This is a genomic window from Tundrisphaera lichenicola (assembly GCF_051175385.1).
GTDB classification, from domain to species: Bacteria; Planctomycetota; Planctomycetia; order Isosphaerales; family Isosphaeraceae; genus Tundrisphaera; species Tundrisphaera lichenicola.
Map to the genome: position 1 here is coordinate 2,955,382 of NZ_CP195106.1, position 12,590 is coordinate 2,967,971.

Here is a 12,590-nt window from a genome sequence, read left to right on the forward strand (position 1 = left end):
ATGAGCAACTCCACCTACGAAAACCCTCTCGTCACCCGGTACGCCTCGCGAGCGATGGCCGAACTTTGGTCGAGCCAGAAGAAGTTCTCGACCTGGCGACGACTCTGGGTCGCCCTGGCCGAGGCCGAGCGTGCACTGGGATTGAACGTCACCGAAGCCCAGATCGCCGAGTTGAAGGCCAAGGTCGACGACATCGACTTCGACGCCGCGAGGGCCCACGAAAAACGGCTCCGTCACGACGTGATGGCGCACGTTCACGCTTATGGAGACGTGGCCCCCGACGCCCGGAAGATCATCCACCTGGGCGCGACGAGTTGCTACGTCACCGACAACACCGACCTGATCTTGATCCGCGAAGCCCTGTCAATGATCCGCGATGGGCTCGTCGGCGCGATCGACGCGCTGGGAACCTTCGCCCAGACCTACCGCGACCTCCCCTGCCTGGGCTACACGCATTTTCAGCCCGCTCAACTGGTGACGGTCGGCAAGCGGGCGACCTTGTGGTGCTACGAACTGGTGATGGACCTTCGAGACGTCGAGCGGCGGCTTGAGGACCTCCGGTTCCTCGGCGTGAAGGGGACCACGGGCACCCAGGCGAGCTTCCTCTCGCTCTTCGACGGCGACCACGCCAAGGTCGAGGAGCTGGACCGGCTGGTGGCCGAGGCGTTCGGATTCGCCGACTCGCACCCGGTCTCGGGGCAAACGTACACACGGAAGGTCGACTCGCAGGTCGTCGCCGCCCTCTCGGCCGTCGCCGAGAGCGCCCACCGGTTCGGATCGGATCTCCGCCTCCTAGCGCACGAGCGCGAGGTTGAGGAGCCGTTCGAGGCCGAGCAGATCGGATCTTCGGCGATGGCCTACAAGCGGAACCCGATGCGGGCCGAGCGGATGTGCTCGATCGCCCGGTTCGCGATGGCCCTGCCCGCCGCCGCCACGCAGACGGCGGCGACCCAGTGGCTCGAACGGACCCTGGACGACAGCGCGGTCCGCAGGATGGTGCTCCCCCAGGCGTTCCTCTCCATCGATGCGATCCTGACGCTCTACCTGAACGTGGTGCCCGGCCTGGTGGTCAACCGCCCTGTCATCGCGAGGAACGTCGCGGCCGAACTCCCCTTCATGGCGACCGAAAACCTGATGATGGCCGGGGTCAAGCTCGGGGGCGACCGCCAGGATCTTCACGAACGAGTCCGAACCCACTCGATCGCCGCCGGGTCCAGAATCAAGCAAGGGGATGGAATCAACGACCTGACCGAGCGGATTGCCCAGGACCCCGCCTTCCGGGGCGTCAACCTCGCGAGCGTCCTCGACGCCCGTCAGTTCGTCGGCCGCTCCCCGGAGCAGGTCGATGCTTTCCTGACGCGCGAAGTCGAGCCGATCCGGAAGCGGTATCCCGAGGGGCTTGGCCAGCGGCGGGATGTTCACGTCTAGAACTTCGATGACCGCGACGATTGCCCCGTTGGTCCGGACTCAATGAAGAAAGCCCGGGGGAAACCCCGGGCTTTGGTCGAGATCCGTTCGAGGCCGCGAGTCGGCGGCGGTCCGGTCGGGTCGTCGGCGATGGTCTGATCAGACGCGGGCGGCCTGGCGGGCCTTGCGGAGGCGCTTGAGCTCCTCGCGGCGTCGGCGCTCGCTGGGCTTCTCGTAATAGGCCTTACGCCGCATCTCTTTCCGGAGGCCACTGCGCTCGCAGAGCTTGCGGAAGCGTCGGACGGCTTCCTGAATCGACTCGCCGGAACGGACCCTTAACTTCACCACAGGCTCGATCTCCGAATTGCTGAATGTCTCATCAGTTCCTCGCGAAGCGGGCGAGGGGATCGCCCCTGAACCAGGGCCGGCGGCCTTGGCAGGGCGGTAATTCATCAGTATAGACGACGCGACCGCGTTCGCCAAGCCGTTTCAACCGGGCGATGGGAGCTTTTTCGAGAGCCGACCGGGCGGCACCCGCCGAGGACGCAGTCGCGAGAGTCAGTCCGGGAACTCAGTAGCCGCCGCCATAGCCGCCACCGCCACCGTAGCCTCCGCTCCCGCCGCCTCCCCCGTAGCCGCCGCCACCGCCATAACCGCCCCGTCCGCCGCCGCCTCCACCGCCGCTCCCTCGTTCCTCGCGGGGACGGGCTTCGTTGACGGTCAAGGGTCGGCCTCCGTACGGGGTGCCGTTCAGGGCGTCGATCGCGGCCTGCGCCTCGTCGTCCTGCGACATCTCGACGAAACCGAACCCGCGGCTCCGGTTGCTGAATTTGTCGATGATGACCTGTCCGCTCGACACTGTCCCGTAGGCCTGGAAGAGTTCGACCAGGTCGTCGCCGGTGGTGTCATAGGGCAGGTTGCCCACGTAGATGTTCTTACCCATGATCGCTGGCCTTCCGATTCCGTCCTCGAACAATCCACCGCGGATCGTCGGTGCTTCGTCGTCGCCAAGGCTCGGCGCCGGGATTTCTCCGAGGAATCTCCACGCGCCATCGGAAAATATGGCGGATGGATTCGGAGAACTCAAGGGAAAAAAGGTCGAATTTCTTCGATCCATCAGCGATCAACACGAACAGCCCGGGATGCTTCCCGGGCTGTTCGACGGATCGAGCTGTGATGCGGGCGGTCCCGGCTCAGGCCAGGTTACGATCGGCGCGGGGCAGGAGCTCGGCGAAATCGAGGTGGCTGGGGCAAGCCTCCTGCGCGGCGGCGAGGTCGGCGTCGCTCCAGTTCCGGGCCGATTCGGGCAGCTCGGCATAGAGCCGACGGGCCTCGGAACGCTCGCCGTGGTGCTCGTGGTAGGTGAGGAAGCGGGTCAGGTCGCCCAAGGCGGCGCTGGTCCCGGCGGCCTCGGCACACCGACCGTCGCAAAGGGCGCACATGGTCGGCTTGGAGGCGAGGAAGAACTCGTGGATCTCGCGGAGCTCGGCGGCCTTGAGCGGCTCGAAGGTCCGGGCGGCGGAGGAGTCTTCGTTGACTTGCTCGACGGTCTTCATCGAGACGCAGCAGGAGGAGATCCGCTCATCGGTCCAGATCGCGTGCAGGAGCATCTGGTACGGGGCCAGGCCCTTGTCCTTGAGGCTGGGGACCTTGGTGGCCATGTCGTTGAGCATGGTCTCCGATCCGGCCAGCTGCTTCATCGAGATCAGGCCGATCCCCTTGGCGTGGGCGGCGTCGAGGGCCTTGTTGAACGGGTGATCCTTGGCGGCGAAGGCGTTGTACTTCACCATGATCATGTCGACCACGTTGGCCTCGGCCGCGGTGGTGATCATCTCGGCCAGCTTCGGGTGGTGGACCGAGAAGCCGAAGAACTTGGCCTTGCCCGACTTCTTGATCGCGTCGGCGGTCTCGCGGAATTCCTTGCCCTTGAGGAACTCGATGCACTCGTCGGCGCTGTGGTGATCGCCCAGCCCGTGGAAGAAGAAGGCGTCGACCGAGTCCATCTCCAGGACCGCCAGCCGCTTGTCGAGCTGCTCGATGAGCTGCTTGGGCGACTTGGGCGTATCCTTGGTGACGACGAAGGTATCCTTCTTCGCCTCGGGCATCGCCTTGAAGAAGCGGGCGACGGCCGGCTCGGTCTGATAGGCGTTGGCGGTGTCGATGTAGCGGATCCCGTTGGCGTAGGCGAGCCGGAGGAGCCGATCGGAGGCCCCGCCCAGCGAGCGCCAGGCCCCGGTCCCGACATTGAGGATCGTCACGTCGACGCCGGTCTTGGTGCCCAGCTTGCGGGTCGGCAGCGTGCCCTTGGCCTTGTCCTGGCCCGAGGCGGAGCCGGCACCCAGCGTCAGGGCCGAGGCGGCGGCGGTGGCCGCGGCTCCGGTCTGGAGGAATTCCCGGCGATCGACCTGCGAACGATCTTTGTCGCTCATCTCGCTTCTCTCTCCCATAAAAAGGGATGTCCTCGGCCCCTGGGGCGTCGAACGTTTTCCGCGAACGAGTGGATCCCGCGACCGATCAGCCTAGCCATGAGGCCGACGGTTGTCGACCCAGGGCTGGTCGGGTTCGGGCGAATTCTCAAACTTCCTTTAAACTTCATCGAGGCGCGAAGCCGCGGCCCGGTGGGTGATCCCGGGCCGCTGGGGTTTCATCGGATTGCGCCGGTCGATCAGCCCAGGTGGCGCTCGACCTTCGGCAGCAATTCGGCGAAGTTCAGATGATTCGGGCAGGCCGCCTGCGCGGCGGCGAGGTCGGCGTCCTTCCAGTCGCGGGCGGCCTCGGGCAGCTCGGCGAACAGCTTGCGGGCCTCGCTCCGGGCTCCGTGGCGCTCGTGATAGGTCAGGTACCGGGTCAGGTCGCCCAGTGCCGCATCCGTCTTGCCGGCCTTGGCGCATCGGCCATCGCAGTCGGCGCAGAGCGAGGGGTGCGAGGCCATGAAGGCCCGGTGGAGCCCCTCGATCTCGGCCTGCTTGAGCGGCTCGAACTTGCGGGCGGCGACGGTATTCTCGGTGATCTGGTCGAGGTTCCGCATCGAGACGCAGCAGGTCGAGATCCGCTCGTCCGACCAGATGGCGTGCAGCAGACCCTGGAACGGCGAGAGCCCCTTCTCCTGGAGCCCCGGCACGTGCTTGGGGACCTCGGCGAGGAACTTCTCGGGCTCGGGCCCGGCGACCTGCTTCATCGAGATCAGGCCGATCCCTCGCTTGTAGGCGGCATCGAGCGCCTTGTTCAGCGGGGCGTCCTTGTCGAGCCACGCGGTGTACTGGAGCATGATCGCGTCGACGAACCCGCCCTGGGCCGCCGATTCGATGATCTCGGCGCGGTTCTTGTGGTGGGTCGAGAAGCCGACGAATTTCGCCTTGCCCGACTTCTTGATCGCCTCGATCGCCTGCTTGAGTTCGGGGCTCTTGGCCATCGCGATCGCCTCATCGGCCCCGTGATGGTCGCCGAGGGCGTGGATGAAGAAGAGATCCACGTAGTCGGTCTTCAGGTTCGCCAGACGCTCGTCGAGCATCTTCATCATCTGCGAAGGGTCGCGGGGCGAGTCCTTCGTCACGAGGAAGATGTTCTTGCGGACCTCGGGGACGGCCTGCATCCACTTGGCGATGCCCGGCTCGGAGCCGTAGGACTTGGCCGTGTCGAAGTAGCGCACGCCGTTGGCGTAGGAGAACCGGAGGATCCGATCGAGTGCGCCGGGTGCCCGCCACGTCCCCTGGTTGAGGATGGTGACGTCGACTCCGGTATTGCCCAGCTTGCGGGTGGGTAGCGTCGTCTTCGACGCATTAGGTTCGTCGCCCAGGCTTGGCGACCCCAGGGATACCGCCGCGGCTGAGGCCAGCGCGCCGGCCTGGAGGAATTCTCGACGTTGGACCTGCGAGGGTTCGTTGCTCATGAGCCTTGCGTTCCCATAAAGAGGGATGCCCTCGGCCTCCGAGCGAGGCGTCGGACCTGTCGCGATGCGTCATTCCCGGCCTTCTCAACTTATCCCGTCAATCGCGGGAAGTCGAGCCGGCACCGGGGCCGCGATCGCGGAGGGTCCGGCGTCAGAGGCTGATCGCGATCTCGGCCTGGTCCGCATGATCGGCCTGCCAGTTGGCCGGCAGGATCTCTTCGCGATAGACGGGGACGTGACCCGGGGCCGAGATCCCGATCCGGACCTGATTCCGATCGATCTTGACGATGGTGATCACGATGTCGTCGCCAACCATGATCTTCTCGTTGACTTTGCGGCTCAGGACCAGCATGGGAAAATCCTCCGTGCTTGAGACTCAACGGTTCGGGTGGATCCTTCGCAACCCGAGTCAGCTCGCCATCCAGCGTTTTTGACTCTCGTGCCGCGAACGATAGATCCCTAATGCACCGGTTGTGCCGACGCAGAAAAAAATTTCCCAGGATCGGACGAAAAGCTCAAGTTCTGCAGACTTTAAGTTTTTTCGACCTTTTCGAGCGGTTTTCTGTCCAGGTGTCATTTTGTCGAGTTTGGACGACTTTCCTTCCCAAAATGACAACGATGCGCGTCGAAACGGGAACTGATGGCGTCGGAAGTGATCTTTCGGGAGGGAAAGTAGCGGCTCCCGCTCGAACGCGGCGATCCTGGTATACAGCCCGAATCACGAGCGAATGGCAGACGTAGGGCAGGGCTCGCCCCGCCGCCCGAGAGTGGACGGCGGGGCGAGCCCTACGGATCAGGATCAAGGTTCACGAACCACGTGGGAACCGCTCGCAAGCGGAATCCGGAGGAACTTGGATCACTCCGCTTGCGGCATGAAGGGCTGAGGCTTGAGGTCGCCCAGGTCCTTGACCTCACCCGGGGCGACGGTCACTCCGTCAAGCAGGTGTCCCAGATTGGAGAAGGATTGGGGAGGTTTCCTCTTCCCCTGACCTTCCAGGACCATCGCATAGTATTTGAAGCCGGGGATCAGCCGCTCGATCCGGAACCGAGCATCATCGCCGGTCGGTATCCCGGTGAGTGAAAAATGATCCCCCAAGAATTCGCCCCGATCCTTGCTAGGCTTGGGCATCATCCCCATCTTGTCGGGCCGCAGATCGTTCGTGATGAAGAGGTTGGGACGGGGCTGGCCCTGATCGTCGACGATTCGACCGGTGATCGTCCCCCACGGCTGGAGTTGGATCTTCATCGGGCTGGGCTCATCCCCATTCAGGATGACGAAGGCGATCAGCTTCCGATCTTCGTGGTAGATGGTCACCCGGCACGGCTCGGAAGGGGCGAGGGCTTGAACCTCGAAGCGGGACGGCTCCGACGTCGTGGTCCCCATCCGCCCCGTGTCCCGCTTCACCCTCGATCCATCGAGCGGGCGGCCTTCGGGGTCGACCACCTCGACGGTGACCGAACGGCCCGGATCGAGTTCGAGGTCCACCCGAGTCTCGGCCATTTCGGGGTCGAAATTGGTCTCTTTGACAAGATTGGCGCCGTCTGATGGGTCCGGACCGGACGGTTGCTGAATGGCCTTCTTCTCGCCCTTATCATCAACAGAAACCACGGTGGCCCTGATGGTCGACCTGAATCGATTCTCTCGACTCCAAACGGCGAGCTGTCCGAGACCCGGGATGGCGATGACCTCATACTCTCCGTCGGCGCTGGTCGAACCGTTCGCTTGATGATCCCAAAGGTAGTTGTCGGAGAAGCCCGGATACTCGCCAAGGTTCGGATTCCCGGCGATCGAGAAAAAGCTGACCACCGCGCGGACCGGCTCGCCCGTCACCTTGTCGGTCACCTTCCCCCGGACCACGATCCCTCGCTTGAGGACGAAGTCAAAGGGGATCGGCTCCAGGTCCGGCGATCCGGCCGTGACCTTGAAACTTCCGTTCGTGTAAGGGAGGCCGGGGGATCGCTGGACGAAGAGTCGATAGACTTCCGACCTGGGAAGGCCATCCAGGCGGTAACGCCCCTCGGCATCGGTCCTCGACTCGCCGCCCTGAACCCATCCGCGAATGGGGTCATCGAATCGACCCGCTCGGATGATCAGGCCCGCGATCGGGCGGCCGGTCTCCCGGTCTCGGGCGATCCCCTCAACCTTCCTGCTCGGGGGCAGGGCCAGCTCGAATCGAGGAGGATGGACCAACCTCCTCTCCTGCCAGATTTGATTCGGCCCGCTGAGCTGGATCTTCGGCTCGTCGCGGGTCATGACGTACGACCGAGTCGTGACGATTCCCGGACCCGAGATCAGCAACTCGGCCACTCGATCCTTGCCGATCCCCCTCAGGAGAAAACGACCATCGGGACCGCTGCTCGCCTTGATCGAAAGTGGTTTGATCGAGTGATGCTCCTGGCCCTCTTGGAGGTCACCGATCTCATCGGCACGCGCCCTGGCAATCCAGCCGGAGAAATCCCCGTTGATTTCGGACAACAGACCTTCGACCTTGATCTGGGCATCGGCGACGGGTCGGCCTTCGAGGTCGATGATCCGGCCCTCGATGGGCGGCCCTTCCTCGACCAGCTTCATCACCAGATCATCGGGCGGGACGGGATGGAGGCCACCTCGGATCCAACCCGGCCCGAAGCCGGGGGCGGCCGCGAGAATGTTGGGATACTGGAAAGTCTGGGCCAGATCCGGTTTGCCCGTGGTATCCGGCAAGAGGATCGCGAATCGACCATCGGGGCCGCTGATCGCTTCCGGCCGGACCTCCATCTCGGGGGGGAGGTAGGCGAGCCGCACGACCGCACCGGCCACCGGCTTGCCATCAGGCCCGACGACTCGACCCCGGATTGGGGAGGATGGGCCTGGTTTCGGTTCTCCCTCCTTGTCAACCTGGGCCACCTTCTGGGTTACCTTCAAAACAACCGCCCGGGCCACCCGTTTCGGCGAGGGCTCGGGGTGATCGGGGCGGCCCGCGCCGGTGGCGATCACGCCGGCCGTGGTCAGGCCGATCGCCGCCAGGAGGGCGGTCGAGGCAAACTTGATCTTGGTCATGAGCATCCCTCTCAAGATGGTCTGGGTCAGGGCCAGGACGCCCGCCGAGGCCGTTCCTCCGGTGGCGGCCGACACCACCGACCGGACCAGCAAGCTCGGGACGACCGAGGCCGAGCTCGATGAACCCGCCAGCAGGAGGGCCACCGCCGGGGCGGTGATCCCCCGGCGGGTCAAGCGGTCGCGGAGCTTCTGACGACCCCGGGCCAGTCGGCATCGGAGGGTCGGCTCGGTCCATTCGAGCTGCTGGGCGGCCTGGTCGTAGGTCAAGCCCTGGAGGTCGCAGAGGATCACCGGCAGGCGCTGGGATTCGGGGAGGCGGTCGATCTCCTCGTGCAGGATCGGCTTGAGGTCGTCGACCGGCCGGGACGTGGCCGATCCGGGGGGTGTCATGGCCGATGCCTCCGCCTCTTTCCGGCGTCGCCGCTTCGACCGGACGCTGGCCTGGACGGCCGATCGCCGGGCCACCCGGTGCAACCAGCCTCCCAGGGCCTCGCCCCCCCGGACCGATCCGGCCTTGCGGGCCAGGACCAGGAAGGTCGCCTGGAACGCGTCCTCGGCATCCTGCTCGTTCTTCAAGATCGCCCGGCAGGTGGCCAGGACCATCGGCCCATGCCGACCGACCAGCGCCTCGAACGCCGCCCCGTCCTTCGACGAGGCATAGCGGGCCAGGAGCTGACCATCGGCCAGGCCAATGGTCGATCCGCCCCCGAAGAGGTCGCGAAGGTGTCGATAGGCCGACCCGATTCCCGTGCTTGCCATCGATCCAAAGTCTCCCCGGACTGGTTCCGTCCGACCGTAGAGAGGGGCCTTGCTCGCGAACCCTCTCGGGTTTTTCCATCGGGAGGGGAAATTCGAGCCGGATCAAGCCCCCGCGAAGTCGCCCAACTCGACGATCTTGCGGGTGGCCTCGTGGCGGTACTCGAACATTCTGTTGAGCTTGGACCTCACCAGCCCCCCTCCGAAGAACCGGCCGATCGCCCCGAGCGGGACCTCGTAATCGACCACGTCGCGGAGGATCGTCCCCCCCTGTCCGTCGTCGAGGAACTGGTGGCTGTGGTGCCATTTCGCGAACGGACCGGAGAGCTGGATGTCGGCGAAGCGGTGGGGCGGGTCGTACTCGACATGCTCGGCGACCCAGCGGAGCGGGATTGGCCCGAGCCTGGTCTTGAGCACGACCCGACTGCCGACCCGGATCGAGTCGCCTCCGGATTCGAGCTCGACCTTCTCCCAGGGCGGGGTGAGCCTGGGGAGAGCCCCGGGGCTCTCATGGAAGGCGAAGACCTTGGAGGGCGGCGCGGCGATCCGGGATTCCTTGACGAATTGCATGGCGATCTCGGGAGGGTTGGGCGATCTCGGGCACTTTCGAGTCCATTGTAATCGGAGAAAGAGCCCGAGAATTCCATTGCATGCCGGGGATTGCCTCGGCACCATGAAGGTTGCGGCCGGCCCCCCTTGCCGGGGCCGACCTCCCGCCGCCGACCCGCAAACCAGTTCCAGGAGAAGGCGATGACCGAGAAGAAGACTGTGTCGCGCCGCGACTTCATGCAGACCACGGGGGCGGCCACGGGCGCCCTGGTGACCGCCGGTGCGTTCGCCCACCCGGCCATCGGCTCGATCAAGGGGGCCAACGAGCGGATCAACTTCGCCGTCCTGGGCGCCGGCGGACGGGCGACCTCGGCCCACGTCCGTCACCTGACGGACATGAAGGCGGAAGGCAAGGCGGTCGACATCATCGGCATCTGCGACGTCTGGGACGGCAGCAAGGATGTCAAGGACGTCCGGATCAAGGTCTCGGGCAACTGGGTCACCGTGGGTCGCGGCCTCTACCCGGTCGCCGAGTTCTGCGGCCTGAAGACCGACGACAAGCTCGTGACCAAGGACTACCGCAAGATCCTGGCCTCGAAGGACGTCGACGCGGTGGTCATCGGCACCCCCGACCACTGGCACGCCAAGATGGCCATCGAGGCGATGGAGTCCGGCAAGGACGTCTATTGCGAAAAGCCGATGTGTCATACCATCGACGAAGCCAAGCAAATCACCGACACCCAGGCCAAGACCAAGCAGATCTTCACCGTCGGCGTCCAGTCGACGGCCCACCCGATCTGGAAGATGGCCAACGACGCCATCACCTCGGGCAAGATCGGCCACGTCATGCAGGTCCAGACCAGCTATTACCGCAATAGCGACGTCGGCCAGTGGCGGTACTACCCGCTCCTGGAGAGCATGAACCCCAAGACGGTCGACTGGAAGATGTTCCTCGGGACCGAGTTCGGCCTGGCCCCCGACCAGCCGTTCAACCGGGCCAAGTACGCCCAGTGGCGTTGCTACTGGGACTTCGGCGGCGGCATGTACACCGACCTCTTCGTCCACCAGCTGACCCACATGCTCCAGGCGACCGGCATCCGGTTCCCCCGGCGCGTGGTCGGCGGCGGCGGGCTCTACCTCGAATATGACGGCCGCGACGTGCCCGACGTGGCCACCGTGGTCGCCGACTACGACGAGGGCTGTCAGGTCATCGTCACCGCCACCATGGCCAACAACACCCCGCTGCCCGAGGTCATCCGCGGCCACACCGGCACGATCGCCTTCGAGAACGGCGACTCGTACCGCCTCACCCCGCAGGAGCTCGCCAGCAAGCCGGCCCCGCCGAGCTTCAAGAAGGGCGACTCCGGCCCCCTGGTCACCACCCCGTTCAATGCCGGCGGCGACGCCGACACCCGGGCCCTCTGGGACCACTTCATCGAGTGCCTCCGATCGAGGAACACCGAGACCCTCTGCCCGGCCGAGACCGGCTACGCCGCGATCGCCACGGTCAACCTCGGCGTCGACTCCTACCGCCAGGGCAAGGCCTACTTCTTCGACAAGGAGACCGGCAAGGTCTCCGAGGCCGACGACTCGTGGGCCAAGAAGTGGGAGAAGGTCAGCCACGAGCGCGGCAAGCCCAATCAGGTCATGGGCTGGAAGGCCGACCCCCTCGAAGGCTCGGTCCTCGTCCCCCCCGCCTACCAGAAGCTGGAAGGCGACTGGGTCGACGGCCAGGACCCCGCCAAGAAGGCCTGACCCGCCCTCGAAGGCATCCAACGACGACGGCCGCCCTTCACGGGGCGGCCGTCCGTGTTTCGAAAGCGGGGGCTTATCATCGTAACGCCGCCGATCCGGCCAGCCGGATCAGGTCATCGCGAGATTGCTCCGCGAGAACCATCGGGCGACGCTCGAACCCAGGAGGGCGGCCAGGAGTGTCAGCAGGCAGTGGCCGACCAGGGTGAACTGCCTCAGGTCGGCCGGCACGAACATCGAGGGACTCTGAGGGATTGCCGGGACCGGGACCACTGGGCCCCGGGCTGCGACATCGGCCCCCTCGACCGTCTCGGCCGGGGGCATGGCCTGGGATTGATCTCCAGGACCGGCCGAAGACCGGTCAACCGCCCCGTGAAGAGCCCCAAGCCATCGGGAAGTCGGCAGTTCCAGGCCCGAAGGGTGGGGGGTCCAGGGCACGAAGGCGATGATCAGATACCCCCATCCGAACAGGGCGAATCCCTGCCAGAACGCCCGATCGTCGCCCTTCCGGTGCAGGATGCCCAGGATCGAGACCCCCAGCAGCGAGACCGTCGCGAGGAAGAGGACGTTCGCCCAGGTGGCCTGACCCTGGAGGACGGCGACCGAGGCGATGGCCCCGACCACCAGGAAGGTCAAGACGCCCAGGATCGGGACCTGACCCGCGGGACGCTCGACGCGCGGCCTCGGGGCCGCGACTCGGGGGTGCGAGTGCGGGTGCGGGTGCGAGGCGGGATGATCCTCGAAGTCGGGGACTCGGGCCGCGGGAGCCTCTCGCGATTCGGGTGCGGGCCGGGATGATCCCGGTTGGCGTTTCCAGGCGGTCGCCACCTCGGCCTGCTCTCGACGATCCGGGGACGACTCCCGCTCCCCGTTGGCCTTAACCCGGCGGGCGAATAGGCCCTCCATCCAACCGCCTTGCTGATCCTTCTCGTCGCTCCGAAGGCCTTGACGAAGCAGGGTGATCGATCCGGTTGGCCTCGGCCGGGCCGATTCGGGCATGTCCAGCGCCGAGGAGGTTGCTCCAGAATCGCTCGCCTGATGATTCGACTTGGTCGATTCGAAGCATTCCGCGGGGAGGATCTCGCCGCAGACCGGGCAGCTTTGATCGTCGGACAACTCGTCGGGCCGAGGCGTGCTCCGACAGTTCGGGCAGACGACAGAAGACGGCATGCACTCACTCCTGTTCGCGTCAACTGG

General features: G+C 65.6%; 10 protein-coding genes. 2 read left to right on the forward strand and 8 right to left on the reverse strand.

What is annotated here, in order from left to right; translation table 11 throughout:
* On the forward strand, positions 1-1,428 hold the full coding sequence (purB, locus tag P12x_RS11655; RefSeq protein ID WP_435011039.1) for an adenylosuccinate lyase: 1,428 nt from the start codon (positions 1-3) through the stop codon (positions 1,426-1,428).
* Positions 1,429-1,566: 138 nt separating this feature from the next.
* On the opposite strand, the gene rpsU is transcribed toward purB, so the two are convergent.
* The 7 genes from rpsU to P12x_RS11690 all read right to left on the reverse strand — a co-directional run bounded on the left by rpsU (position 1,567) and on the right by P12x_RS11690 (position 9,662).
* Complete coding sequence (rpsU, locus tag P12x_RS11660) at positions 1,567-1,755, reverse strand: 30S ribosomal protein S21 (protein ID WP_026012078.1); 189 nt, start codon at positions 1,753-1,755, stop codon at positions 1,567-1,569.
* 223 nt (positions 1,756-1,978) lie between these two features.
* Positions 1,979-2,350, reverse strand: coding sequence for an RNA recognition motif domain-containing protein (locus P12x_RS11665; protein WP_435011040.1), 372 nt, complete (start codon positions 2,348-2,350; stop codon positions 1,979-1,981).
* 250 nt (positions 2,351-2,600) lie between these two features.
* Positions 2,601-3,836, reverse strand: coding sequence for an aldo/keto reductase (locus P12x_RS11670; RefSeq protein WP_435011041.1), 1,236 nt, complete (start codon positions 3,834-3,836; stop codon positions 2,601-2,603).
* Between the two features lie 236 nt (positions 3,837-4,072).
* Complete coding sequence (locus tag P12x_RS11675) at positions 4,073-5,296, reverse strand: aldo/keto reductase (RefSeq protein WP_435011042.1); 1,224 nt, start codon at positions 5,294-5,296, stop codon at positions 4,073-4,075.
* A 151-nt stretch (positions 5,297-5,447) separates the two neighbouring features.
* A complete protein-coding gene (gene csrA, locus P12x_RS11680; protein WP_435011043.1) occupies positions 5,448-5,648 on the reverse strand; it encodes a carbon storage regulator CsrA in 201 nt (66 codons plus the stop codon).
* A gap of 504 nt (positions 5,649-6,152) precedes the next feature.
* Positions 6,153-9,095 carry a sigma-70 family RNA polymerase sigma factor gene (locus tag P12x_RS11685; protein ID WP_435011044.1) on the reverse strand — a complete coding sequence of 981 codons (2,943 nt, stop codon included), beginning with the start codon at positions 9,093-9,095 and terminating at the stop codon, positions 6,153-6,155.
* Between the two features lie 102 nt (positions 9,096-9,197).
* Entirely contained in the window at positions 9,198-9,662 is a 465-nt protein-coding gene (locus P12x_RS11690) for an SRPBCC family protein (RefSeq protein ID WP_435011045.1), read from the reverse strand.
* 180 nt (positions 9,663-9,842) lie between these two features.
* On the opposite strand from P12x_RS11690, the gene P12x_RS11695 reads away from it, so the two are divergent.
* Positions 9,843-11,396 (forward strand): Gfo/Idh/MocA family oxidoreductase, encoded by a 1,554-nt coding sequence (locus tag P12x_RS11695; protein WP_435011046.1) that lies wholly within the window; start codon positions 9,843-9,845, stop codon positions 11,394-11,396.
* A 108-nt stretch (positions 11,397-11,504) separates the two neighbouring features.
* On the opposite strand, the gene P12x_RS11700 is transcribed toward P12x_RS11695, so the two are convergent.
* The gene (locus P12x_RS11700) at positions 11,505-12,563 is read right to left on the reverse strand and encodes a hypothetical protein (protein WP_435011047.1); all 1,059 of its coding nucleotides are present in this window, start codon (positions 12,561-12,563) and stop codon (positions 11,505-11,507) included.
* Positions 12,564-12,590: the final 27 nt, after the last annotated feature.